Origin of the sequence: Halostella limicola (genome assembly GCF_003675875.1) — an archaeon.
GTDB lineage: Archaea > Halobacteriota > Halobacteria > Halobacteriales > Natronoarchaeaceae > Halostella > Halostella limicola.
The window spans coordinates 1,268,912-1,292,823 of record NZ_RCDI01000001.1; the positions used below are offsets into that span (position 1 = coordinate 1,268,912).

The following is a 23,912-nucleotide window of genomic DNA, read 5'->3' on the forward strand; positions in this document are numbered from 1 at the left end:
GGCCCGGCCGCCTCCGGTCCGCGAGCGCCCGCCGTAGCGACCGACGGGACCGCCGGAGGTGGCCGCGCGTGAGCGTCCTACTTGCGGCCGTCGTCGGCGGGCTGTTCGCGATCGGCACCTTCCTGCTTCACCGCCGGGACCTCGTGAAGGTCGTCCTCGGGGTCGCCGTGCTCACTCAGGGGGCGAACGTCTACCTCATCACGATGGGCGGCATCGAGCAGGGGACCTCCGACACCGTCCCCGTCCTCGCGACCCACGGCGACCACGTTCCGGAGACGGCCGACCCGCTGGTGCAGGCGCTCGTCCTGACGGCGATCGTCATCAGCTTCGGCACCACGGCGCTCGCGCTCGCGCTGACGTACCGCGCGTATCAGGAGAACGAGACGATGGACGTCCACCAATGGCGATGACGGAACAGATCGTGATCGGCCCGATGCTCGCGGCGATGGCGAGCGTCGTCCTGACGCTTTCGACGCGGCGGTTCCGACGCCTCCAGCGCGCGGTGAGCGTCGCGGGCGGCGTCGCGTACGCCGGCGCCGTCGGCGCGCTCGTCTGGCGGGTCGTCCTCGGGGCGGGACCGGCGGCCTACCAGGTCGGCGGCGTCGAGGCGCCGTTCGGGATAACGCTCGTCGCGGACGAGCTCTCGGCGTTCATGCTCGTCCTCGCGGCCGCCGTCGGTCTCCCGTCGATCGCGTTCTCGGCGGTCTACGTCGACCCCGACAACCAGGCCGTGTTCTACCATCCGCTGTTTCACTGCCTGCTGCTCGGCGTCGCCGGCTCCTTCCTCACCGGCGACCTCTTCAGCCTCTTCGTCTGGTTCGAGGTGATGCTGATGGCGAGTTACGTGTTCGTCGCGTTCTACGGCGGCGAGCAACACACCGCGGCGGCGCTTCGCTACCTCGTGTTGAACGTCGTCGGAGGTACGCTCCTGCTGCTGGGCATCGGCGGCCTCTACGCGGTCACCGGCACCCTCAACATGGCCGACATGGCCCGGCGGCTGGCCACCCCGGCGGCGTACGGCATCGACGTCGAACCCGTGCTCGGGCTGTCGATGCTGCTGTTCGCCGCGTTCGCGCTGAAGGCGGGGCTGGTGCCGTTCCAGTTCTGGGTGCCCGGCGCGTACCGCGCCGCGCCCCTGCCCGTCGTCGCGATGCTCGCCGGCGTGACCAAGAAGGTGGGCGTGTACGCCGTCGTCCGCCTGTACTTCACCGTCTTCGGCGGGCTGTCGGTGGAGGTCGACGCGCTCGGCGTCACCGGCGACTCCCCGCTCGCCCTGCTCGGCCCGATACTGCTCGTCACGGGCTGTGCGAGCATCCTCGTCGGCGGCCTCGGCGCGGTCGTCCGCGACACCTTCGAGGAGACGTTCGCCTACTCCAGCATCGGGCAGGTGGGGTTCATCGTCGTCCCCGTCGGCGTCGCCGCCCTGGCCGACACCGAACCGCTCCGCCGGTTCGCCGTCGCCGCAGCGCTGGTGTACGCGCTCCACCACGCGCTCGCGAAGGGGCTGCTCTTCCTCGTCACCGGCGCCGTGCGCAGCGCCACCGGGACGGGCCGCCTCGCGGACGTGGGCGGCCTCGCCGGCCGCTCGCCGGTGCTCGGCGCGACGTTCTTCGTGGGGAGCCTGTCGCTCGTCGGCATCCCGCCGCTGACCGGCTTCTTCGGCAAGTTCCTCGTGTTCGACGCCGCGGTCCGCCGCGCCGCCGCGGGCGGGTCGGTCGGGGCCGTCGGGGTGGTGGTCGCGCTGCTTTTCGGCGCGGTGCTCACCATCCTCTACACGTCGCGGACCTGGACGCGGTGCTTCTGGGGTGCCCGCACGCCACTGGTCGAGGACGCCGTCGTCGACCCGGCGCAGGTGGCGATCCTCGTCGCCGTCGCGACGGCGATCGTCGTCCTCGGTATCGGCTTCGACCCGGTGTTCGAGTTCGCGGACGCCGCCGCCGGGGCCGCGATCGACCGCGAAGGGTACGTCGAGGTCGTCGACCCGGTCGGAGGTGTCGAGGAGTGACGCGGCGCTGGCCGGTCGTCGGGGCGGCGTTCGCGGCGCTGTGGGTGTTCGTCCGCGGGGTCGAGTTCGCCCCGGACGCGGTGCTCGGCCAGTTCCTGCTGGGGCTGGTCGTCGGGATGCCCGTCGCCTTCGTCTTTCGCCGCCTGTACGCCGCCGAGATCGACCTCGGCGGCAGCCTGCGGTCGATCCCGGCGGCGGCGGCGTTCGGTGCCGTCTTCCTCCGCGAAATCGTCGTCGCGAACGTGGACGTCGCCTACCGCGTGCTCGCGCCGGGGACACAGATCGACCCGGAGGTGATCCTCGTCCCCCTTCGCGTCGAGACGGACGTCGGCGTGACGACCATCGCGAACAGCATCACGATCACCCCGGGGACGATCACGCTGGACCACGACCCCGAGGCGAACGCCCTCTACGTCCACGTGATCGACGGCCGGGACCCCGAGGCGATCGTGGAGCCGATCCGCGCGTGGGAGGACTACGCCCTCGTCATCTTCGACGAGGAGCGCTCGCCGGACGACCCGGCCCCCGACATCGCCGTCTATCCGGCGGGCTACCAGAACCCTCCGGACCCCCTGGAACGGGGCGAGCGCGCGGAGCGCGCGGAAGCGACCGAGCAGCGCGACGGGTCCGACGGAGGTGACGCCGATGGCCGCTGAGTCCGAACTCGTGGTCCGCGCCGCGGACGCCGGCCTGATCCTCGTGAGCGCGCTGTGTGTCCTCTGTAGCTACCGGGTGATCTTCGGGCCGACCGTCCCCGACCGCGTCGTCGCGCTCGACGCCATCGCGACGAACGTCGTCGCCATCGCGGTGCTGTTCGCGCTCCGGACCGGCCGCGGCCTGTTCGTGACCGTCAGCCTCGTGCTCGCGATCATCGGGTTCCTCTCGACGGTCACCGTCGCGAAGTACGTCACCGAAGGCGACATCATCGAACCGAGGGAATGACCATGGTTACGCTACGCTCCGCGCTCGTCGTCGCCCTGATCGCCGTCGGGATATTCTTCCTGACGGTCGGAACGATCGGCCTGCTCCGCCTGCCGAACGTGTACAACCGGATGCACGCGACGAGCAAGCCGACGACGCTCGGCACCGCGGCCATCTTCCTCGCCGGCTTCCTCTCTTTCGGTCCCGGCGGCGCCGGACTGCCGTCGCTCGTCGGCATCGTCTTCCTCTTCCTGACGGTGCCGACCGGGGCGCACATGATCTCGCGGGCGGCCCAGCGGATCGGCGTCCCCTTCATGGGGTCGGTCACCTGGCCGGGGAAGGCCGACGACGCGGACTGGCGGCGCTCGTCGGACGAGGAGTGACCGCCGGCGGACGACGGCCCCGCGCCGTCGCGTGACCCGCGCGGAGCGTTCGTCCCGAAAACCGACGAAAATGCCCGGTACGCCGCCAGTCGCCACGCCTCCCCTTCCGTTTTCGGGGTGCCTCTCGTTCGGGACCGCTGACGGCGTTGGGTCGTTAGCGGTACGCCCCCGTAGCTGACGTTCCTAAATGATTAGGCGTGCCCGGTTCCGGGGCGGATCACACTTGGTGCGGCGGACGACACGCGGCCTCCGCGGCGACGGCGGACGACGCCCTTTTCCGCGACGACCGCCTCCCATCCGACGATCAGAACCCGGATATTGACAAGCACCCCTGTGGATGCGGGTGGTAGAGAGGGCTTCCGAGTTCCGGGGTTCGAAGGGCGCCACAATGAGCGATCACATACTCGACCACGCCGACGAGCGCACGTTGCACGGCCTCGTGAGTACGGGCGACTCCCTGTCGTGGAGTTCCGGGGTCCACGATCCGCACGGACCGACCGACGCGGGCGAGCATCTGGGGCTCGTCTACGAGGACCGGGCGGAGCAGTTCGCGGCGGTCGTTCCGTTCGTCCGGGAGGGGATCGAGCGCGGCGAGCGGTGCCTGTACATCGTCGACGACAACTCGCCGGAAGACGTGATCGCGGCCCTGCGGGAGGGCGGGGTCGACGTCGAGCAGGCGATCGACTCGGACCAGCTCCTGCTGTACACTGCCGAGGAGTCGTACCTGCGGGGCGGCGAGTTCGACCTCGACGACGCCCGCGACTTCCTCCGCTCCGCGGTGGAGGAGGGGGTCGCCGAGTACGACGGGTTCCGCGTGACCGCCGAGGAGACGTGGCTCGTCGGCGACCGCGACGCGCAGGAAGCGTTCGCGGCGTGCGAAGCGCACGTCAACGACCTCCTCGACGGCGAGGCGGCGACGGCGCTCTGTCAGTACGACCGGTCCGAACTCCCGCCCGAGGTCGTCGACGACGTCATCGAGACTCACCCCTACCTCGTCTACGACGGCATCGTCTGCCCGAACGTCTACTACACGCCGCCCGAGGAGTACTTCGGTCCCGACCGCCCGGCCCGCGAAAACGAGCGCAAACTCGAGACGCTGGTCGACCGGACCGCGGCGACGACGGCCCTCGAAACGCACGAGCGCTACCACCGGGAACTGTACGAGGCGATCGCCGACCCGGGGACGGGGTTCGAGCGGAAGGTCGAACGCCTCCTCGAACTCGGGAGCGAGCGGTTCGGCATGGAGGTCGGGTACTTCGCGCGCACCGACGACGACCGGTTCGAGATCGTCGAGGCGGTCGGCGACCACGACCGGATCGCGGCGGGCGTCGCGGACTCGATCACCGGCACGCACTGCGAGGAGCTGCTCGCGTCGCCCGGTTCCGTCTTCGTGACGGACGCGGCCGAAGCGGGCTGGACGGACGATTCCGCCTACGAGCGGTTCGGTCTCGACGCCTACTTCGCGACGACCGTCCACGTCGGCGACGAGTACGGGACGCTGTGTTTCGGGTCCGAGACGCCGCGCGAAGTCCCTTACACCGACGCAGAACGGACGTTCCTCGAACTGATGGGCCAGTGGGTGGAGTACGAGCTCGAACGCCGTCACCGCGAGGCGGCGCTCCGGGAGAGCTACCAGATCACGTCCGACCCGGAGCTCGGATTCGAGGAGAAGTTGGCGGCGCTGTTCGACCTCGGCTGCGAGCAGTTCGGCCTCGAACTGGGCGCGATGGCCACGGTCGACCCCGACGCGGACCGGTTGGAAGTCGAGTACGTCAGCGGGGACCACGAGCACTTCGAACCCGGGCTCGAACTGCCGCTGTCGGAGACGTACTGCCGGGAGGCCGTCGACCGCGGCGGCGTCGGGAGCGTGAACGATCCCGTCGAGGCCGGGCACGGCGACATCTACGTGTACGACGAACTGGACGTCGCGGCGTATCTCGGCACCTACCTCGAGGTCGAGGGCGGCGCCGATCGGACGTTCTTCTTCGTCTCCGAGCAACCGCGCGACGAGGCGTTCTCCGAGGACGAGCGCGCGTTCGAGCGGCTGATGGGCCAGTGGGTGAAGTACGAACTCGAGAACCGGCGGCGCGAGCGGTTCCTCCGGGAGAGCTACCAGATCACGTCCGACCCGGACCGCTCGTTCGACGAGAAGCTCGAGCGGCTGCTGGAGCTCGGTCGCGACTGGTTCGGCCTCGAGATGGGCGGGATGAACCACCTGCCCTCGTGGGACGGACCGTTCCGGCTGGAACAGGGCGTGGGGCTCGGCGTCGACGACGACGAGATACTGTGGTCCGACCCTGGCGACGGTCGGTACTGCCGGCGGACCGTCGAGGCGGAGGACCCGGTCTGCGTGGCCGACGTCCGCGGCACCGACTGGGTCGAGGACCAGATATACCAGGAGTTCGAGCTGGCGAGCTACTTCGGAACGCGGATCACCAACGGCGCCGCGCCGTACGGCACGCTCTGGTTCGGAAGCACGGAGCCGTGCGACCGGGATTTCTCGGAGACCGAGCGGACGTTCCTCGAACTGATGGGCCAGTGGGTCAGCTACGAACTCGAACGCAAGCAGCGGGAGTACTTCCAGCGGACGCTGTGTGAGGTCATGGCCGACCCGGACCGCTCGTTCGACGAGAAGCTGCAGGACCTGTTCGACCTCGGGTGCGAGCGGCTCGACCTCGAACTCGGCGGGCTGGCTCGCATCGACCCCGCGACCGACTCGTTCGAGGTCGAGGCCGTGAGCGGCGACCACGACCACCTCGTGCCCGGCGCGGAGGTGCCGCTCTCGGAGACCTACTGTCAGCTGGCCGTCGACGACGGCGGGGCCGCCGACGTAACGAACCCCCTCGACCACGGCTACGGAAACTCCATCGCGTACGAGGAGTTCGGCGTCGAAACGTATCTGGGCAAGCGGATCGAGTTGGAGAACGACGCCGACCGGACCTTCTTCTCCGTGTCGACGGAGCCGCGCGACCGGGGGTTCTCGGACGCCGAACGGGCGTTCCACGAGCTCATGGGCGAGTGGGTCAAGTACGAACTGGAGCGCAAGCAGCGACAGCGGGCCCTCGAGGAGTCGAACGAGCGCCTCGAACAGTTCGCCTACGCGGCCTCTCACGACCTGCAGGAGCCGCTGCGGATGGTCACGAGCTACCTCCGGCTGCTCGAGCGCCGGTTCGGCGACGCCCTCGACGAGGACGGCGAGGAGTTCCTGGAGTTCGCGGTCGACGGCGCCGACCGGATGCGCGACATGATCGACGGACTGCTCGAGTACTCGCGGGTCGAAACGCAAGGCGACCCCTTCGAACCGGTCGACCTGGACGCCGTCCTCGACGACGTGCTCACCGACCTCCAGATCCAGATCGAAGAGAGCGACGCCGATATCGCGGCCGACGAACTGCCGCGCGTGGAAGGCGACGGTAACCAGCTCCGGCAGGTCCTGCAGAACCTGCTCGAGAACGCGCTCACCTACAGCGGCGACGCGCCGCCGCGAGTCCACGTCGCCGCCGACCGGCGGGGCCAGGAGTGGGTGATCTCGGTTCGCGACGAGGGCATCGGCATCGACCCCGACGACCAGAGCCAGATATTCGACGTCTTCGACCGCCTCCACGGCCGCGACGAGTACGAGGGGACGGGGATCGGGCTCGCGCTCTGTCAGCGCATCGTCGAGCGCCACGGCGGCGACATCTGGGTCGACTCGGAACCGGGCGAGGGGGCCACGTTCTCGTTCACGCTCCCCGCGGACCGCTCCTGAGCCGGCAACCGAGGACGGGCGTTCCGGTCATCACTGTCGGGAACGTTAGCTGGCTCTAATTACCCCTGAGACAGGTCACGCAGCGCTCACTGGCGCTTTACCATGGCCGCGTCGAAGGGGGCGTATGGTAGAACACACCCGGACACTCGGGTTCTGGGTCGCCTTCGCGCTCGGCTTGGGGACGATGATCGCCGCGGGCATCTTCTCGCTGTCCGGGCAGGCGGTGGCGTCTCCGTAGCGGGGAGAAACCGCTGACTACTCCGACTCCGCGACTCAGCCCTGACCCGCCTTTTAATCAGCTGGCAGGGATATAGAGAACATCGATGCGCGAACTTCGGGACCTGGAGGGATTACACCCGAGCGACCTCACGCAACGCCAGCGGCTGTTGGTCATCTACGCGGTCGGCGTCGTCTCGGTGATCCTCCTGTACGCGTTCGTCTACAACTGGGGGATGCGCGTACTGGAGGGTCGTCCGCAGTCCATCTTCCGCTCGTTCCAGACGACCGTCGAGACGATGACGACGACGGGGTACGGCGCGGACTCGCCGTGGGACAGGCCCGTGATGAACCTGCTCATGGTGTCGATGCAATTGACCGGCGTCATCATCGGGTTCGTCACGTTGCGAGTGCTCGTCATCCCGCTGTTCGAGCGGACGCCGCTGAACCTGGACGACCGGCTCACGACCAAGAACGACCACGTCGTCGTCGCCGAGTACCGGCGCGACACCGGCGTGTTGCTCGACGAACTCGAGGAGTTGGATGTCGACTACGTTCTCATCGAGTCCGACGAGGAGGAGGCGAAGCGCCTCTCCGACGATGGCTACCAGGCGATTAACGGCGATCCGGAGGATCGGGAGGACCTCGAGCGCGCCACCATCGGACGAGCGGAGACCCTGATCACGGACGCCGGCGACAGCACCGCGAGTGTCGTGCTGACGGCGCTCGAGGCCAACGAGAACCTCCGGGTGATCAGCTTCACGGCCTCGGGGCGGCGCAAGGCGGCGCTCAGGGAGGTCGGCGTCGACCGGAGCGTCGCCCCGCACGCGCTCATCGGGCGGCGGCTGGCGGGGAAGGCGACGACGCCCATCACGGTCGCCGATTCAGATGCCGAAAGAGGGGTCGGCATCCGCGAGGTTCTCGTCCGGCGGGACAGCCCATTACACGGCGTCACCATCCGGGAGTCTCCGATCGCGAAGCATCCGAACCTGACGCTCGTCGCCGGATGGTTCGACGGCGAGTTACGGATGCCGCCCTCTCCCGAGGACCGGCTCACGCCCAACGCAGTGCTGGTCGTCGCCGGCCCCGAGGGCGAGCTGGACGAGCTGTCCGGCGAATTGTCGAACGTGCGGTTGTCGAGGGCCGCGGTGCACTCGCGGATCGTCGTCGCCGGCTTCGGCGAGGGGGGTGCCGCGGCCCTCGACGCGCTACCGGAGACGGCTTCGGCGACGACCGTGGACCAGTCGGATGAGAACGGCCCCGACATCGTCGGCGACGTCACCGAACCGGACACGCTCTACGAGGCTGGTATCGACGAGGCGTCCGCACTGGTCGTCACCGTCGACGACGACGCGACCGCGCTGATGACCGTGGCGATGGCCCGCTCCCTCTCCGACGACCTGGAGATCCTCGCGCGAGTCACCGACGCGGAGAAGGCGTCGGCGGCGTTCCGGGCGGGCGCGGACTACGTCCTCTCTGTCCAGCGAGTGAGCGCCCGGCTGGTCGCCGGGGAGGTCCACGGCGAGCGGGTCATGGACCCCACCAACCAGATCCGGCTCGTCAGGGCCGACGCCGAGCCATTCGCCGGCGAGACGCTAGGGGACCTGCGGCGGGCCCCCGACCGGGGATGGACCGTGGTCGGCGTCTCGCGCGGTGGCACCGTCCACACCGACGAACGCGTCACCGTCGAGTCGGGCGACGAGATATTCGTCGCGGGGAGCGACGAGGCGATACAGGCGTTCGAGCGGAGCGTCGCCGACTCCTGACCGAGGCGAAGTTTCGAGCGGGCGGTCTCACGGCGCCTGCGGTTGATCGCTCACTGCTCTCTGTACCGCTCACTCCTGGCCTTGGCGTGGCCGAAGACGTCCGTCGCGTCCGGCGTCGCCTCCTCCGCCGAGTACACCGTCACCGAGCCGCCCGGATTGAAGCGGTGTCGCCGCGCGGAGTTACGGCTCTGTCGTCTCGTCCGGTCCCCCGGGATGGGGTGCTCCCGCGCTCGTGCGGTACGGTCGCGACGTGGGACACAGATCGCTTTCGGCAGTGAACTACCGGACGGCGAGCGCCGCCGCTCACGGGTCGACGCGTCCGAAAGAAGGGAGAAAGCCGCGTTAGCCGAACATCTGGCGCATCATCGGGTGCATCTCCATGAGCTGCTCCTCGGCGATCTCCTCGTACAGCTTGTACGTGATAGAGACCGTCAGCAGCAGCCCGGTACCGGAGACGCCGCCGATGGTGCCGAGCATGTTCGCCATGACCGCCAGCAGGCCGACGAGGGCGCCGCCGATGACGGTGACCTGCGGGATGTACCGCTCCATCACCTTCTCGATGACGCCGACGTTCTGTCGGAAGCCGGGGATCTGCATCCCGGAGTTCTGGATCTGCTTCGCCGTGGACTCCGGGCCCATGTCGGTCGTCTCGACCCAGAAGATGGCGAAGATCGCGCCGCCGACGATCATGAACGTCAGGTCGACGCCGATGCGGATGAGTACCTGCCACGTCTCCTGGGTGACCGTCCCCGACCACCACATCCAGTCTTCCGGCCGCTGGATCGGCGCCATGTAGTAGAACAGGCCGCCGACCGGCCGTCCGTCGGAGTAGGTGCCGAGCCACCCCGGAAGGCTCATCGTGGAGTTCAGGATCCGCCCGAGGAACTGCAGGTTCGCCTGCAGCGCGCGGACGAGGATCATCGGCAGGACGCTCGCGTAGATGAGCTTGACGGGGAAGCGACCCCGGGCGCCCTTCACGCGGGCGTGGCTGAGGGGGATCTCGACCCGGACGCTCTCGGCGTACACGACGATGCCGAAGATGAGCAGCGTCGTGATGAGCGCGAGGATCTGGCCGGGACCGAGCACCAGCGCGTACAGACCGGGGCCGGCGATCGGCCCGATGCCGATGTTGCCGACCGCGATGTTGTACCACTGCATGAGCAGCCCCTCCGAGCCGAGCAGCCCGCCGATCAGTCGCTGGCTCACGCCGGCGATGATGAACAGGCCGATACCGCTCCCGACGCCCCACTTCGAGATGATCTCGTCCATGAACAGGATGAGGATGCCGCCGACCACGATCTGACCGAAGATGACCCACTGGGTCCCCCCCGGTCCGAGCGTGCTCCCGCCGACGTTGATCGTGCCCGCGGGCAGGAAGTTGCCGGCGAACACCATCGGCGCGGCCGTCAGCACCGTCATCACGACGACGAGCAGCTTTTGGAGGCCCTGATAGAGGACCTGATCGCGCGGGTCGTTCGTGTCCAACCCGAGCAAGTTCGCGCCGCCGAGCAACTGCAGGACGATGCTCGCCGTGACGATCGGACCGATACCGACCTGCAGGACCGACCCCTGCGATCCGGCGAGGATCGAGCGGAACTGCTGGTAGATGTCGCCACCGCCGCCGGTGGCCAGGCCCCAGAGCTGCACGTTCGTCAGGAAAAAGTACAGCACCAGGACGCCGGCAGTCCAGCCGAGTTTACGCTTGAACGGCACGTGCCCTTCCGGTCGCTCGACCGAGGGCATACGCGTCAGGACCGGTTCGGCAGCCTCCTTCCATCCCATGTCTTACTCCTCGTCTTCGTCGCCTTGGGATACGTCTTCTGGTTCGGCTTCTTCCGCCCGGTCGCTGAGCACTGCCTCGCCGCCGGCCTCCTCGATGAGCGCGCGAGCGCTCGCGGAGAACGCGTCGGCGACGACGGTGAGCTGGTTCCGGACCTGTCCGTTGCCGAGCACCTTCACGGCGTCGGCCTCGTACCCGTCCTCCACGATCTCTCGCGCGTCGAGTTCGTAGCCGTCGCCGGTCTCTTCGGCGAGACCGTCGGCGGCGTAGACGACGGCGTCCTCGTCGAGCTTCTGGACGTCGATCTCCAGGATCTCCTCCTGGACCGACTGAGGGCGCTTGAAGCCGTGTTTGCCGAGCGGTTCGTAGTTGTGGAACTCGTGTTTGTCGCGTCCCGCGCGCCCGCGCCCGCCGCGGTGGCCGGCGCCGCGGCGGTTCTTGTGGCTACCGCCGCTGTGGGTGCGAGACCCGCGCTGACGTCGTTTCTTGCTGGTCATTGTTATCGCATCGCGGTGAGGAGATCGTCGATCTCCTCGGTCGTGTGTTTCCCGAGTTGGCCGCCTTCCTTCGTCGGGTGCTTGATACCCTCGTGGCCCTTCCGCGGGGCGTGCAGGCGCAGCGCCGGCGCGAGGCCCTCGTCGCGGAGCTTCGTCTCCTCGTCGATCAGGGCCGTCGCCAGCGACTCGATGTCGTCGTACTCGGTGTTCTCCGAGACCCACTCGTCGTCGACGTCGGCGTCGCCCTCGAGCGGCTCGGCGCGCTTGCGCAGGAGCGTCTCGACGACCTCCTGGCTCGGCTCGCCGTGGGCGACGTAGTCGTTGACCTTCGTGATCATCCCCTCGTACGCGGGGGTCTCGGGAACCAGCGCGCAGTGGTTCACCGAGTGGATGTTGAGCATCTCGAGCGTGTCCTGCGTGTCGCCGCTCATGTCGACTTCGCCGCGGAGTTGCACGATAGCCTTCATCATTCGATCACCTCTCGCTGTTCGAACGCGTGCTGGGGGACGCGCGCCTCCGCCGTGTTGCGGAGCGCGTTGAACGTCGCCTTCGCGAAGTTGACCGTGGTGCGAGTGTTCCCGGAGCTGCGCGTCCAGGCGTCCTCGATGCCGGCCAGCTCGAGCACGTTACGGACCGTCTCGCCGCCCGCGAGGCCGAGACCGCGTGGGGCGGGTCGGAGCTCGACCTCGACGCTGCCGGCCTTGCCCGTGGAGCGCAGCGCGACCGTGTGGGGTCGGCCGCAGCCGCACTCCCAGGACCCGCAGCCGCGGGAGACGTTGATGATGTTCAGCTTGGCGATGCCGATGGCCTTCTGAATGGCCGCGCCGACCTGGTCGTCGCGCCCCTCGGCGTAGCCGACGAAGCCGTCGCGGTTGCCGATGGCGACGACGCAGCGGAACTTCACGCGTCGCCCGGAGTCGGTCATCCGCTGGACCATGTTGATGTCCAGCACTTCGTCTTCGAGCCCCGGGAGGAGCTGGTCGGTGACCTCCGGCTCCTTCAGCGGGAGACCGGAGTTGAGGGCCTCTTCCATCGTCGTGATCTCGCCCTCCTGTACTTGCTTGCCGAGCCGGGTGACGGGCTCCCACCCGTCGTTGTAGTCGTTGCTGCTCATAGCTCTTGCAGGGTTTCGCGCACTTCGTCGAAGTGCTCGGGCAGTTCGGTGGCGTCGAAGTCCCCGCTGTAGAGGGGCTCGTCGAGCTGCTCCGCGTACTCGGCGATGTGCTCGCCGCGGTTGCGCGGCCACTCGGCCAGCACGTCCTCGTTGTGGGGGATGTCGAGGCCAGCGTCTATCGCACCTTCCTGGACGGCGAACACCTTGTTGCCGGGTGTCGCCGTGTTCAGACCGATGTCGAGGACCGCCTCCTCGAGACCGGCGTCGAGCGCGCGCTTGCCGGCGAGGAAGCCGGTCAGGTACGCGGCGGGGAGGTTGCCCGTGGGGGCTTCCCAGCCGTGATCCTCCAGGTCGCTGGAGTGCGCGCTCGCGATCGTTTCGTCACCGTCGGGGCCGGGGGACACCAGCTGCGCCGTAGTGTGCTTGTTGCTCTTGCGAGCGACAAGCCGGGGTTTCCCGGATTTCAGCAGGCGCAACCTCTGATGGTAATCGGTCCGGACCTCGCGGCGGCGCCGCATCGGCACCTTGTATCGTGGTCCTGTCGCCATTATTGCTCACCGTAGTGTTCGTCGATGTAGTTCAACAGGCGCTGAACGTCGCGGAACTCGCCGCCGCGGGACTTGTTGTAGAGGTCCCGGTACTGCGAGGACGTGATCTCGCCCTCGGCGCGGAGTTCCTTCAGCTTGGCGCGCTGTGCTCGAATCCGTTCCTGCCAGTCGTCCTTGGGGTCCTGCCGGGCGCCGGCTTTCCCCTTGCGGGAGCCGGGTCCGGTCTGGTGGCCGTACGAGCGCTTCTGCTGGCGCTCGCGGGCGCGACCCCGGGAGTTGCCCTGCGCTTCCTTCGCCTGAATCGTGCCGTCGTCGACGAGCTCGCGGATGTCCTCGCGGGTGATCGCCTCCGCGATGTCGCCCTGGGCCTCGGGGTCGAACCAGACGCGGTTCTTCCCGACGTCCAGTACGTCGGCCGCGAGTCGCTTCTGTGCGGACAGGTCACTCATCGTCGGTCACCTCGACTTCCACGTACGTCGGGTTGAGCACGCGGATGTCCTGGTCTTCCGCCTGTTCCTCGATGCGCTCGCGCTTGCGAGCGCCGACCTTCGAGGCGATGCGGACCGCCTCGCGGTCGCCGTCGACGCCCTCGAGGTCGTCGACGTTGTGGACGCGGACCTCCTCGAAGCCGCTCGGGTGCTTGCCGCGCACCTCGATCGGCGTCCGGAAGCCGGCCTCCACGGTGTCGCCCTTGCCCTTGACGCCCTTGCGCTGCTTCGACAGCTGTCCGCGGGGGCGCCGCCAAGAGGTCGACACGCGCTTTTTCTTGTGGTGGTCCTGCCGATTGAACTTCGGCTTGCCGACGCGCCGGCGCTCGTCGAGGAGGCGCTCCTCCTTCTCGGAGAGCTCGGGCGTCTTCTCGGAGAGGCCGCGCGGGCGGAGCTCCGTCTCCACGTCCTCCGCCTCGGCGTCCTCTTCCACGGTCTCGTCTTCGATCTCCGCTTCGGTCTCCTCGGCGACCTCGAGGTCGCCGACGTCGGCCTTGATACGGGCCGCCAGCGCGTTGCCGACGCCGTCGGCCTGGGCGAGTTCGTCCTGGCTCGCGCCCTTGACGTCCTCGACCGATTCGAAACCGGCCTCGCGGAGCGCGTCGGCCTTGCTCGCGCCGACGCCGCTGATGTCTTCGAGTTCTTCTAGTTCGTCGTCTGCCATCTATCAGGCACCTCCTGTCGGCTTCTCGGTGATGTACACGCCGTCCTGGAAGACGCGGGTGTCCTTGTCCGTGACGCGCGTGGTCTGTTCGATGTCCGCGGCGGTCTGGCCGACGGCCTCCTTGTCGGGGCCACGAAGCACGAGCTCCTCGTCGTCGACCTCGACCTCGGTGTCGCCGTGGATCGGCGTGCGCCGAGGGGCCTTCTCGCCGAGGAAGTTCTCGATGACGACCTCGTTGCCCTCGACGCTCACCTGCATCGGGAAGTGGGAGTAGAAGACTTCCATCTTGTACTCCCAGCCCTCGGCGACGCCGTGGAACATGTTCTCGACGTGGCTCTCGAAGGTGCCGAGCGTCGACATGGTCTTCGCGTCCTCCTCCTCGCTCTCGACGACGACGACGCCGTCGTCGACCGAGACCGACACGTCAGGGTACCAGAGGCGTCGCGTGACGCTCCCCTCGGGCCCCTCGACGGTCAGGTCGAGGTGGTCGACCTCGGCGCTTACCTCGTCCGGGATCTGTAGTTCTGTTCGCGGCATTGTTAGTACACGTATGCGATGACCTGGCCACCGATGCCCTGTTCGCGGGCCTCGTAGTGGCTCATGACGCCGTGGCTGGTCGTGACGATGAGCGCCCCGTAGTCGCGGGCGGGGAGGAATCGCTTCTCCCACTTCTCGAACTCACCGGCGCCCGCGGAGTATCGGGGCTTGACCGGTCCACAGTCGTTGATCGCTCCTTTCAGTTCGACCTCGAACTTCCCGGCTTTTCCGTCGTCGACGAACTCGAAGCCGTCGATGTACCCTCGGTCGTACAGGACTTCGAGTACGCTGCCGATCTCGTTCGAGGCGGGCTCTACCGTGTAGTCCAGGTGTCCGACGCTCTCGGCGTTGTTAAGCCCCGCGAGCGCGTTGCTGAATGGGTCGTTACCTGTCATTGTTATCGGTACTTCTTGAAGCCCATGCTCCGGGCGACCTCTCGGAAGCACTGTCGACACAGCCAGATGTCGTACTTCCCGACGAGGCCCTGCTTGCGCCCGCAGCGCTGGCACTGCTCCATCTGCTCGGTGCGCTTGCTGGCCTGCTCGCCCGTGGCTTCGGCTCCGTTCTCGCTTTCACTCATTGTTTACCTCTACGTTGTACTCCGACTCGACGAACGCGACGGCGTCGTCGGCGTCGAGACGGTGACTCGACGGGATGGACCGGGTGGCCTTGTCCCGCTTGGAGACGCGGTAGCCCGGACGCACCAGGTTGACGGTGACGTCCAGCCCGTAGATCCCGACGTTCGGGTCGTACTCCTGGCCCGGGAACTCCGTGTGTTCCTCGACGCCGAAGCTGAAGTTGCCCGTGTCGTCGAACTGCGACGCCGACACGTCGGCGAGCGGGAGCGCGGTCGACAGGAACTCGTCGGCCTCGTCGCCGCGGAGGGTGACCTTCGCGCCGATCGGGTCGCCCTGGCGGATGCCGAAGTCCGGGTTGGTCGCCTTCGCCTGCGTGCGAACGCTCTCCTGGCCCGCGACGTCCTCCAGGATCTCCTCGGCCTGGGCGAGTTCGCGACCGCCCTCGCCGACGCCCATGTGGACGACGACCTTCTCGATGGTCGGGCGACGCATCTCGTGGAACTCGGCGTCGTCTGCCTCGCTCATTCGTCGTCACCTCCGGTGAAGTTCTCGTCGATGACCACGACGTACTCCTCGATCGTCTCGAAGGAACCGTCGTCGGTGTCGACGACGACGTTGTTCGACCCGCTGCCGGGCGTGACCTGGATCTCCTCGATCTCGCCGATCTCGCCGGCGTGCTGGCCGCGAACGGCCGTGACGAGCGCGCCCTCCTCGTACGGGAAGTGGGCGACGACCTCGCCGCCCTCGTTGGCGACGACGACCGAGTCGCCGCCGCTGTAGTCGCTCCCGTCCTCGACGGTCAGGTTCTGACCGCTGTGGAGGTTCAGCTGCGTCTCGCCGCCGGGGATCTGGCGCTTGTCCTCGATCTTGCCCAGCTTGCTGTTCGCGGCGTCCTCGTCGATGGGGGTCAGCGAGAGCCGACCGCCCTCGTCGGGGAAGACGCGGTAGTACTCCTCGCGCTCGGTGAACGCCAGGATGTCGAACATCCCGATCGGGATGCTCTCGTCGGAGACGGCGTCGCCGTTGACCAGGACCGCGTCCTGGTTGAGGGCGTAGCGCGCTTCCTTCTTCGAGTCGACGTAGCCGAGCACGTCCCGCAGGAGGATGACGAGCGGCACGCCGTCCTCGCCGTGGGGACCCGCGCCGGCCGCCGTCGTGAACGTGTCCGTCTTCCGCTCGACGGGCCAGGACTTGGGTACTGAGAGTCGTTTCTGGTGTTTCGTCATTCGTCATCACCTTCCAGACGTGCCTCGCGGCGGTCGTCTTCGAGGTTGAGGTCCGTCACGCGGAGGTTGCTCGCGTCGAGCGGCCGCGGCACTTCCTCGCCGTCGGCGGTCTCGGTCGTGACGTCCTCGACGTGAACGACGGCGTCCTTGAGGTCGACGTTGACGACGTCGCCTTCCTCGCCGGCGAAGTCGCCGCGCATGACCTCGACGACGTCGCCCTCGTTGACGCGAACGCGACGGGTGTCGTACTCGTCGCGGAGGTCCGGCGACAGCGTCGCGCGGACCTGCTTGTGCCGCTCGTGGAGCGGTGCTTCCGCGGTCTGGTTTCGCTGTTTGCGTGGTTGTCGTGTCATACTATCATCGTCGCGGTGCTCGCGATGCTTCCGAACCGCTCTGCGACTTCCCGAGCGACGGGACCCTTGATCTCGGTCCCGCGGGGTTCCTCGTTCTCGTCGATGATGACGGCCGCGTTGTCCTCGAACTTCACGCGCGTGCCGTCGGGGCGACGGATGGTCTGTCGCTGGCGGACGATCACGGCCTCCAGCACCTGGCGACGCATCTCGGGCGTCCCCTTGGTGACGGAGATCGTGACCTTGTCGCCGACGCCGGCTTTCGGGTGACGGTTCTTCGTCCCCGAGTAGCCCGCGACGGACGTGATCTTCACCTGCCGCGCGCCGGTGTTGTCGGCGCACGTCAGGAGCGAGCCCTTCTCCAGGCCCTGGGTCACGTCAGCCTTCAGCGCTTCCATCAGTCGTCACCTCCCTGTTCGGAGGCGGCGCCGGCGGCCGCGACTTCGCTGTCTATCTGTTCGACGACGACGTGGCTCTTCGTCTTCGAGAGCGGTCGTGTCTCTGCGATACGGACCGTGTCGCCGACTTCCAGCCCCATGCACTCGGGTGCGTGGGCGGGAACGCGCGACCGTCGCTTCATGTAACGGTCGTACTTCGGCACTGTGACGTCGTACTCTCGCTCGACGATCACGGTCTTGTCCATGTCGGTGGAGGCCACCTCTCCTTCGAGAACCTGCCCGCGCACGGAAAGGGTTCCGTGGAACGGACAGTTCTCGTCGGAGCAGGATTCCTCCGGTTCCGGTACGTTCAGTCCTAACGCCATATTGAATCTCCAGTGTCTTCTGTTCGCAGGGCGGGTCGTGAGAGCAGTCGTGCTCCATCCACCGTAACGTGGGCCACGTCGTCGCCGGGGTGCCCGCTGGCACCATCGGGATGCCCGCTGGCACCCTCCGGTTCCGACGCAGTCCCCGCGGTCCTTGCGGACGCGGCGGCTTCATCTGTGAGCACGAACTCGAACGTCGAGCCCCGTTTCGGCACCTGCCGCACCCGAGACTCCCCGTCCACGCGGTCTTCCACGTGGAACGTCTGCATCGTCTCGACGACGATGCGCCCCGCTATCCCGACGAGGTCGGGGTTCGGGGCGTCCACGACCTCCACGCGGAGGCCGTTGAGTTCGTGACGCGGGAGCGTCTCGGGTGTCAGTGCCATTATTCCTCGTCTTCGTTCAGGTCGCCTTCCTCGCGCTGGATCGTCTTGATCCGCGCGATCGTCTTTCGGAGTTCGCTGATGCGGCCGGGGTCTTCCGGCGCGCCGCCCGCCGCCTGCACGGCCTTCGCGTTGAGCAGCTCGGTCTTGAGCTCCTCGAGTTCGGACTCGCGCTCGGCGGGGGTCATGTCGCGGATCTCCTCGGCGTAGAGGATCGCCATCAGGCGTCACCTCCCTCGTCTTCGTCGCCGTCGTCGGCCTCGTCTTCGCCTTCCATCTCGTCCATCAGCTCGTCCGCTTCCTGCTCGACTTCCTCGTCGAGCTCTTCGAGCTCCTCGGCGATGTCTTCGTCCTCGCCGCCGGGGACCTCGACGTCTTCCTCCTCGAAGTCGGCGGCCGCCTCCTCGACGACCTCCTCTTCGACGACGTCCTCGCCGGGCTCGGCGACGTCCTCGTCCGCGTCGGCCGCGGGTTCGGCGGCGTCCGCCTCGACGTCGCCCTCATCGGGCTCGTCGAGGAGCGCCTCGACGCCCTCGTCGGCGTCGACGTCCTCGGGGACGAGGTCCTCGATGTCGGCGTCCTCCTCGATGCGGAAGTCGTCGGGGAGCTGGGCCTCCGGCGGGATGATCTTGACGTCCACGCCGATGGTTCCGAGCTTCATGACGGCGACGCCCTGGCCGTGGTCGACGATCTCCTCGGCGGGCTCGCCGTTGTGCTTGATGTAGCCGTCGTTGAACTTCTCGACGCGCGAGCGGGCGCCGGTGACCTTCCCCGAGAGGACGATCTCGGCGCCCAGCGCGCCGGCGTCCATGATGCGTTCGAGGGTGGTGTGACCGGCCTTCCGGAAGTACCAGCCGCGTTCGAGGGCGTTCGCCAGACGGTCGGCGACGATCCGGGCGTTCAGGTCGGGCTCGTCGACCTCCTGAACGTCGATCTGGGGGTCGTCGAGGTCGAACCGCTCCTCGAGCGCCGTCGTGATCTTCCGGATGTTCTCGCCGCCCTTACCGATGACCATCCCGGGCTTCTCGGCCTTGAGGACGATCTGGGTTCCCATCGGCGTCTTCGCGACGTCCATCCCGCCGTAGCCGGCGCGACCGAGCTCGTCTTCGAAGAACTCGTCGATCTGGGAACGCTGCAGGCCGTCTTCGATGAACTGGTGTTCGTCAGCCATTATTCCTCGTCCTCCTCTTTCAGGATCAGTTCGACGTCTACTTCCGGCGTGTTCCACGCCGAGGCGCGACCCATCGCCCGGGGCTTGCGGCCCTGGGACTCGCCGACCTTGTGGGCGGCGACGTGGTCGATGACCATCGACTCGCCGTCGAAGCCCTGGCTGTCGGCGTTGTTGACGGCGTTGGTGAGCAGGTCGATGAAGGCCTCGCTGGCCTTCTCGGGGTAGCGACCCGCGTCCCAGCCGTCGATGTCCGATCGGTGGCCGACACCGGAGTTGTGGGACTTGAACGGGACCGAGCGGTCGCCGTCGACGACCGCCTGGAGGTACTCCTCGGCCTCCGCGGCGGTCTTGCCCTTGATCTCTCGGGCGATCGCCTTGCTGTGCTTGTGGCTCATGTGACGCTCCCGGAGCATGGCTTTCGCCGTCTCGTCCGGGTCCGCGTCGACGCTGTAGTTGATTCCCATGGTTGTATCACTTCAGCGGCACGAACTTCGAGGAGCGCGTCGCGCCGATACCGGCCTGTCCGTGCTCGACGGAGGTCCGCGTGAGCTGGAACTCGCCGAGGTAGTGGCCGATCATCTCGGGCTCGACCTGCACGCGCTCGAAGCCCTGACCGTTGTGGACGGCGAAGGTCAGGCCGACGAACTCCGGCAGCACCGGCATGTCGCGCAGGTGCGTGCGGATGGGGTCGTTGGCCGTCTCCTCCTCGCCCTTGTCGCGGGCCTCCTCTCGGAGCTTCTCCTGCTGGACGGAGAGGCCGCGTTCGATGGTTCGCCGCTGTCGAGCGGGCAGCAGTTCCGCGACGTCCTCCAGGCTCATGTCCTGCAGCTCGTCTAGCGTGTGACCGCGGTAGGTGAACTCACCTTCACGGCCGGTTCGGTACTCGGAGTCGCTCATTAGTTGTCACCTCCGCGCCCCGTGCGTCGGGACGCGATGTCGCCCACCTTGCGGCCCGGCGGGGCGTTGCGGGAGATGCTCTTCGGTTTGCCCGGGTGCTGTCGACCGCCGCCACCGAAGGGGTGGTCGACGGCGTTCATGGCCACGCCGCGAACGTTCGGCCACTTCGTGCCGCGGGCCTTCATCTTGTGGTACTTGTTCCCGGCCTTGACGTGGGGCTTCTCGGTGCGGCCGCCCCCGGCCACGACGCCGATGGTCGCCCGGCACTCGGGGTCGAGGCGCTTGACCTCGCCGCTCGGCAGCTGCACGACCGCCGCGTCGACGTCGTGCGTGATGAGGTCCGCGCTCGTCCCGCTGGCGCGGGCGAACTTGCCGCCGTCACCGGGCTGGCGCTCGACGTTGCTCACGGGGACCCCTTCGGGGATCTCCGCGAGCGGGAGCGTGTTGCCCGGCTTGATCTCGGCCGAGACGCCGACCTGGATCTCCTCGCCGACGCCGACGCCCTCGGGCACGAGGATGAGGCGGCGGTCGCCGTCCTCGAACTCGACCGCGGCGACGGGGGCGCTCCGGGCGGGGTCGTGCTCGATGTCGACGACCGTCCCGGCGACCACGTCTTCGTCTTCGGCTTTCTTGTGCGTCAGGTCCGCCTTGTAGCGGTGCGAGGGGGCCCGGAACGTCGGGCCGCCGCGACCGCGTCGCTGTCCTTGAATTCTGCGTCCCATGGTTAGAACACCCCGATGCGCGAAGCGACTTCCTGGGCGTCGTCCTCCTCGGCGAGGCGGACGGTCGCTTTCTTCGTGCCCTTCATGGTGACCTGCGTGTTGACCTTCTCGACCTCGATGTCGAACTGGTCCTGAATGGCCTCCTTGATCTCCGGCTTGGCGGCGTCGAGGTCGACGATGAACTGGAGCTTGTTGTCGAAGTCCATCTGGTTCATCGCCTTCTCGGTGACGAGCGGGTGAACGATGACGTCTCGGCTCATCGCTCGGCCACCTCCTCGATAGCGCTCTCGGTGAAGACCGTCAGCCGACCGGCCTCGGCGCCGGGGGCGAGGTCCTCCGCGTTGACCTCGGCCGCCGTCGCGACGTCCGCGCCGGCGAGGTTGCGCGCGGCCTTCGACGGGCCGGCCTCGCTCGACGTGACGAAGAGGATCGACTTCGGCTGCTGGTACTTCCGGCCGCGGGTCTTGCCCTGGCCGGCGCGGACGGAGCGGCCCTCGTCGGCCCGCACGACGTCCTCGTGGACGCCGAGCGATTCGAGGGTGTCGACGACCGCCTGGGTCTTGACCAGGTCCTCGAAGGCGTCGCCCACGACGAGCGGCAGGTCGAGGTCCTCGTCGAACTCGTGGCCGCGCTCGGCGACGAGTTCGGGGTCCGCCGTCGCCGCGAGGGCGCTGCGGACGGCCTGCTTCCGTTCCTTGTCGTTGATGTTCAGCGAGCGGTCCTTCTCGGACTTCGGCGGGTGCGCCGGGCGGCCGCTGACGGCCTGGGGCACGCGTCGCGCCTGCCCGTTCTCGCGCGGCACGTGGGCCATACCGCGGCCGCTACCGAACGATTCCGCGGGCGTTCGCATGCCGGCGTACTCATCGGCGCCGTAGTCCTGTTTCCGGTTTGCCTGGGCGGCGAGCACGGCGCGCTTGATGAGGTCCGGTCGGTAGGCCGACTCGAAGACCTCGGGGAGGTCGAGCGTGCCGTCGTCCTCGCCGTCCAGGTCGCGAATGGTTGCTTGCATTGTTTATCCCTGGTTCGATGCGGTGGAGACGTAGCGCACCTCGGGGTCGAGGCGCGGCTGGTCGTTCGGTCGGACGGCCGGTCGGAAACGCACGAGGCGCTGTTCCGGGCCGGGGACCGATCCCTTCACGAGCGCGTACGGGCCGTCGACCTCGCCGTAGTTGACGAAGCCGCCGTCGACGGACGCGTCGTCGCCCTCGCCGATGTCGACGAGGCGCTTGTTCAGTTCCGTGCGCTGGTGGTAACCGGTCTGCCCCTGCTGGGGGACCGTCGAGCGCACGCGGGAGGGGTTCCACGGACCGAGGTTCCCGATCCGGCGCCGCCATCCCTGCCGGGCGTGCTTGCCCTTCCGCTTCTGGACGCCCCAGCGCTTAACCGGGCCCTGGGTGCCCTTGCCCTTCGTGACGCCGCTGACGTCGGCGTACTCGCCGGCGCGGAACACGTCGTTCATCTCGTGTTCGCCGCCGTCGGCGACGAGATCGAGCGCGAAGTCGACGCGGTCCTGTACGGACCCGCCGCCGACTCGCGTCTCCATCACGTCGGGCTTCTTCTTCGGGACGCTCGGCACGCCGTCCGGCACGGTGTGCGTGATGACCCGGACGTCGGCGACGTCGCCGGCGTCGAGCGCCTCGCGGAGCTCGTCCTCGGCGGCGTCGGCGTCGTGCTCCTCGGGGACGTCGAGGACGCGGTCGAGTTCACCGTGGAACTCGTCGGTCCAGACCTCCGTGAGGGGCTTCTTTCCGTAAGCTGTATCTTCGTACGCTCGCAGGGCGACGGCGCGCATGGGCGGCGTCTCCACGATGGTGACGGGGACGGTCTCCTCCATCCCTTCGCGGGGGGAGTCTGACTCGTCGTTGATCATCACCACGTGGGTCATGCCTGCCTTGTAGCCGGCGAAACCCTGAAGCGCAGGCTGTCCGTCGTCGTCCGGCCACGAATTGAAGCGCGGAACTTCACTCTCCGCGCGCTTCCGCGGACCGAACCCCAGCGAGCCTTTGCGTGGTCTGCTTGGTTGTGGCATTGTTGTCTCACTCTGTGAGTGTGAGGCAGCCGAGGGCGGCGAACATGGCTTCTTCCGTTCGCACGACCTCGCTGCCCTGATTCGGAATCGCGTTGAGCCAGAGGTCGAACCGGCCGGGTGCGCCTGGTTCGACTGCGGGCGAGGCGTCCGCCTCGTCCGCCGGTTCGGTCTCAACGGCTCCCTCGTCGGGAGTCCGGGAGGCCCTGACGTCCTCGACGGTCAGGCCCTCGATCATCTCCGGCAGCCCTCTCTCGGGCGAACCGAAGGCGACGGTCATTCCGTCGCCCTCGATCCGTCCGGCCAGCCGTCCGAGCCTCGACACGGTGAGCGGTTCACCGTGGCGCGACGTTGCGATTCGGATGCCAGCGTCCTCACGGCCGAGCGCTGCCGACAGGTCCGCGCGGTCGACCGTCAGCCCCGGGAGGGGGCGATCGACGATCTTCGCACGGACCGGCTCTCGCGAAGAGATCCTGATGGTCACGCGCTCCCCCTCGTCGACCTCCATTTTCGGAGGGACGACGAGGGAGATCGGGTGTTGCAAGCCGCAATTGACCCGAACGCGCCCTTCAGGTCCGACCTCGGTCACGATTCCCTGTCTTAACGACCCCGAACCGTTCGATTCGGAGCCGGTCTGTGACGCGGCGCGGAGCGGCGGCAGCACGCCCGCGTACTCCAGTTCGTCCCGCTTGCCCCACGCCTCCTTTCGGAGGTACGGCGGCGTTGCGGCGTACCGCAGTACGGTTTCGACGAACCCGCCGCCCCACCTGCGCTCGCCTTCCCGGTCGCGGAAGACGGTCAGGCGGTCCGCCCGGAACACCGTCGCCGCGCGGGCGACGTAGCCGACCTTGCGAGTTGCCTCGCGTTTGTCTTCGGCTTCCCGGACGAGGGACGACGGCACGAGTACGCTGACAGTCATGCCGTGACGCTTCGACGCCTCGCCACTAGACTGTGCCGATGTTATCCGTCGGGGTCTTAAAAGAATAGCGGATCAGTCCCGTGCCTGAGTAGTCTTCACACGCGTCTCAGCGGGGAATCACGACGGTTTTCGTATGCGTTCGGATACCGTGGCCCGCCCTCACGAAGATGTCCTACTTCGGAAGCCTTATACGACATCCAGCGGTTAGAT

32 protein-coding genes are annotated in these 23,912 nt (G+C 68.0%); 7 read left to right on the top strand and 25 right to left on the bottom strand.

Annotation, left to right across the window (positions count from 1 at the left end):
- Positions 1–68 precede the first annotated feature (68 nt).
- From D8670_RS07435 to D8670_RS07465, 7 genes are all read left to right on the top strand, one after another.
- Positions 69–410, top strand: coding sequence for a sodium:proton antiporter (locus D8670_RS07435; RefSeq protein WP_121817423.1), 342 nt, complete (start codon positions 69–71; stop codon positions 408–410).
- On the top strand, positions 407–2,005 hold the full coding sequence (locus tag D8670_RS07440) for a complex I subunit 5 family protein (RefSeq protein WP_121817597.1): 1,599 nt from the start codon (positions 407–409) through the stop codon (positions 2,003–2,005). The genes D8670_RS07435 and D8670_RS07440 overlap by 4 nt, the downstream gene beginning before the upstream one ends.
- Positions 2,002–2,661 (top strand): Na+/H+ antiporter subunit E, encoded by a 660-nt coding sequence (locus D8670_RS07445; RefSeq protein ID WP_121817424.1) that lies wholly within the window; start codon positions 2,002–2,004, stop codon positions 2,659–2,661. The genes D8670_RS07440 and D8670_RS07445 overlap by 4 nt, the downstream gene beginning before the upstream one ends.
- Positions 2,651–2,947 carry an MrpF/PhaF family protein gene (locus tag D8670_RS07450; RefSeq protein ID WP_121817598.1) on the top strand — a complete coding sequence of 99 codons (297 nt, stop codon included), beginning with the start codon at positions 2,651–2,653 and terminating at the stop codon, positions 2,945–2,947. Before D8670_RS07445 ends, D8670_RS07450 begins: the two co-directional genes overlap by 11 nt.
- 2 nt (positions 2,948–2,949) lie before the next feature.
- Complete coding sequence (gene mnhG, locus D8670_RS07455) at positions 2,950–3,309, top strand: monovalent cation/H(+) antiporter subunit G (protein ID WP_121817599.1); 360 nt, start codon at positions 2,950–2,952, stop codon at positions 3,307–3,309.
- Between the two features lie 388 nt (positions 3,310–3,697).
- Positions 3,698–7,057 carry an MEDS domain-containing protein gene (locus D8670_RS07460; protein ID WP_121817425.1) on the top strand — a complete coding sequence of 1,120 codons (3,360 nt, stop codon included), beginning with the start codon at positions 3,698–3,700 and terminating at the stop codon, positions 7,055–7,057.
- Between the two features lie 323 nt (positions 7,058–7,380).
- The gene (locus D8670_RS07465; protein WP_121817426.1) at positions 7,381–9,039 is read left to right on the top strand and encodes a potassium channel family protein; all 1,659 of its coding nucleotides are present in this window, start codon (positions 7,381–7,383) and stop codon (positions 9,037–9,039) included.
- 342 nt (positions 9,040–9,381) lie between these two features.
- Here D8670_RS07465 and secY read toward each other — a convergent pair whose 3' ends face one another.
- The 25 genes from secY to D8670_RS07590 are packed head-to-tail and all read right to left on the bottom strand — an operon-like array spanning position 9,382 to position 23,702.
- Complete coding sequence (secY, locus tag D8670_RS07470) at positions 9,382–10,821, bottom strand: preprotein translocase subunit SecY (protein WP_121817427.1); 1,440 nt, start codon at positions 10,819–10,821, stop codon at positions 9,382–9,384.
- Positions 10,822–10,824: 3 nt separating this feature from the next.
- Complete coding sequence (locus D8670_RS07475; protein WP_121817428.1) at positions 10,825–11,316, bottom strand: uL15m family ribosomal protein; 492 nt, start codon at positions 11,314–11,316, stop codon at positions 10,825–10,827.
- Positions 11,317–11,318: 2 nt separating this feature from the next.
- Positions 11,319–11,783 (bottom strand): 50S ribosomal protein L30, encoded by a 465-nt coding sequence (gene rpmD / locus D8670_RS07480; protein ID WP_121817429.1) that lies wholly within the window; start codon positions 11,781–11,783, stop codon positions 11,319–11,321.
- On the bottom strand, positions 11,783–12,430 hold the full coding sequence (locus tag D8670_RS07485; RefSeq protein ID WP_121817430.1) for a 30S ribosomal protein S5: 648 nt from the start codon (positions 12,428–12,430) through the stop codon (positions 11,783–11,785). The genes rpmD and D8670_RS07485 overlap by 1 nt, the downstream gene beginning before the upstream one ends.
- The gene (locus D8670_RS07490; protein WP_121817431.1) at positions 12,427–12,978 is read right to left on the bottom strand and encodes a 50S ribosomal protein L18; all 552 of its coding nucleotides are present in this window, start codon (positions 12,976–12,978) and stop codon (positions 12,427–12,429) included. Before D8670_RS07490 ends, D8670_RS07485 begins: the two co-directional genes overlap by 4 nt.
- Complete coding sequence (locus D8670_RS07495; protein ID WP_121817432.1) at positions 12,978–13,427, bottom strand: 50S ribosomal protein L19e; 450 nt, start codon at positions 13,425–13,427, stop codon at positions 12,978–12,980. Before D8670_RS07495 ends, D8670_RS07490 begins: the two co-directional genes overlap by 1 nt.
- On the bottom strand, positions 13,420–14,130 hold the full coding sequence (locus tag D8670_RS07500) for a 50S ribosomal protein L32e (RefSeq protein WP_121817433.1): 711 nt from the start codon (positions 14,128–14,130) through the stop codon (positions 13,420–13,422). Before D8670_RS07500 ends, D8670_RS07495 begins: the two co-directional genes overlap by 8 nt.
- Positions 14,131–14,133: 3 nt before the next feature.
- Complete coding sequence (locus D8670_RS07505; protein WP_121817434.1) at positions 14,134–14,667, bottom strand: 50S ribosomal protein L6; 534 nt, start codon at positions 14,665–14,667, stop codon at positions 14,134–14,136.
- Between the two features lie 2 nt (positions 14,668–14,669).
- The gene (locus tag D8670_RS07510; protein WP_121817435.1) at positions 14,670–15,062 is read right to left on the bottom strand and encodes a 30S ribosomal protein S8; all 393 of its coding nucleotides are present in this window, start codon (positions 15,060–15,062) and stop codon (positions 14,670–14,672) included.
- 2 nt (positions 15,063–15,064) lie between these two features.
- Positions 15,065–15,247: a 30S ribosomal protein S14 gene (locus tag D8670_RS07515; RefSeq protein WP_121817436.1), complete on the bottom strand. Its 183-nt coding sequence runs from the start codon at positions 15,245–15,247 to the stop codon at positions 15,065–15,067.
- Positions 15,240–15,770, bottom strand: coding sequence for a 50S ribosomal protein L5 (locus tag D8670_RS07520; RefSeq protein WP_121817437.1), 531 nt, complete (start codon positions 15,768–15,770; stop codon positions 15,240–15,242). The genes D8670_RS07515 and D8670_RS07520 overlap by 8 nt, the downstream gene beginning before the upstream one ends.
- Entirely contained in the window at positions 15,767–16,471 is a 705-nt protein-coding gene (locus D8670_RS07525; protein ID WP_121817438.1) for a 30S ribosomal protein S4e, read from the bottom strand. The genes D8670_RS07520 and D8670_RS07525 overlap by 4 nt, the downstream gene beginning before the upstream one ends.
- On the bottom strand, positions 16,468–16,824 hold the full coding sequence (gene rplX / locus D8670_RS07530) for a 50S ribosomal protein L24 (protein WP_121817439.1): 357 nt from the start codon (positions 16,822–16,824) through the stop codon (positions 16,468–16,470). Before rplX ends, D8670_RS07525 begins: the two co-directional genes overlap by 4 nt.
- On the bottom strand, positions 16,821–17,219 hold the full coding sequence (locus D8670_RS07535; RefSeq protein ID WP_121817440.1) for a 50S ribosomal protein L14: 399 nt from the start codon (positions 17,217–17,219) through the stop codon (positions 16,821–16,823). Before D8670_RS07535 ends, rplX begins: the two co-directional genes overlap by 4 nt.
- Positions 17,219–17,584, bottom strand: a complete 366-nt coding sequence (locus D8670_RS07540) for a 30S ribosomal protein S17 (RefSeq protein ID WP_121817441.1) — start codon at positions 17,582–17,584, stop codon at positions 17,219–17,221. The genes D8670_RS07535 and D8670_RS07540 overlap by 1 nt, the downstream gene beginning before the upstream one ends.
- Positions 17,575–17,970 (bottom strand): ribonuclease P protein component 1, encoded by a 396-nt coding sequence (locus D8670_RS07545; protein ID WP_121817442.1) that lies wholly within the window; start codon positions 17,968–17,970, stop codon positions 17,575–17,577. The genes D8670_RS07540 and D8670_RS07545 overlap by 10 nt, the downstream gene beginning before the upstream one ends.
- Positions 17,970–18,188, bottom strand: coding sequence for a 50S ribosomal protein L29 (rpmC, locus tag D8670_RS07550; protein ID WP_121817443.1), 219 nt, complete (start codon positions 18,186–18,188; stop codon positions 17,970–17,972). Before rpmC ends, D8670_RS07545 begins: the two co-directional genes overlap by 1 nt.
- On the bottom strand, positions 18,188–19,138 hold the full coding sequence (locus tag D8670_RS07555) for a 30S ribosomal protein S3 (protein ID WP_121817444.1): 951 nt from the start codon (positions 19,136–19,138) through the stop codon (positions 18,188–18,190). The genes rpmC and D8670_RS07555 overlap by 1 nt, the downstream gene beginning before the upstream one ends.
- Positions 19,138–19,602, bottom strand: a complete 465-nt coding sequence (locus D8670_RS07560; protein WP_121817445.1) for a 50S ribosomal protein L22 — start codon at positions 19,600–19,602, stop codon at positions 19,138–19,140. The genes D8670_RS07555 and D8670_RS07560 overlap by 1 nt, the downstream gene beginning before the upstream one ends.
- Before the next feature lie 7 nt (positions 19,603–19,609).
- The gene (locus D8670_RS07565; RefSeq protein ID WP_121817446.1) at positions 19,610–20,035 is read right to left on the bottom strand and encodes a 30S ribosomal protein S19; all 426 of its coding nucleotides are present in this window, start codon (positions 20,033–20,035) and stop codon (positions 19,610–19,612) included.
- A complete protein-coding gene (locus D8670_RS07570; RefSeq protein WP_121817447.1) occupies positions 20,035–20,757 on the bottom strand; it encodes a 50S ribosomal protein L2 in 723 nt (240 codons plus the stop codon). The genes D8670_RS07565 and D8670_RS07570 overlap by 1 nt, the downstream gene beginning before the upstream one ends.
- Before the next feature lie 2 nt (positions 20,758–20,759).
- Entirely contained in the window at positions 20,760–21,017 is a 258-nt protein-coding gene (locus D8670_RS07575) for a 50S ribosomal protein L23 (protein WP_121817448.1), read from the bottom strand.
- Complete coding sequence (gene rpl4p, locus D8670_RS07580) at positions 21,014–21,766, bottom strand: 50S ribosomal protein L4 (RefSeq protein WP_121817449.1); 753 nt, start codon at positions 21,764–21,766, stop codon at positions 21,014–21,016. The genes D8670_RS07575 and rpl4p overlap by 4 nt, the downstream gene beginning before the upstream one ends.
- 3 nt (positions 21,767–21,769) lie before the next feature.
- A complete protein-coding gene (locus D8670_RS07585) occupies positions 21,770–22,786 on the bottom strand; it encodes a 50S ribosomal protein L3 (RefSeq protein ID WP_121817450.1) in 1,017 nt (338 codons plus the stop codon).
- Between the two features lie 7 nt (positions 22,787–22,793).
- Entirely contained in the window at positions 22,794–23,702 is a 909-nt protein-coding gene (locus tag D8670_RS07590) for a putative RNA uridine N3 methyltransferase (protein ID WP_121817451.1), read from the bottom strand.
- Between the last annotated feature and the right edge of the window lie 210 nt (positions 23,703–23,912).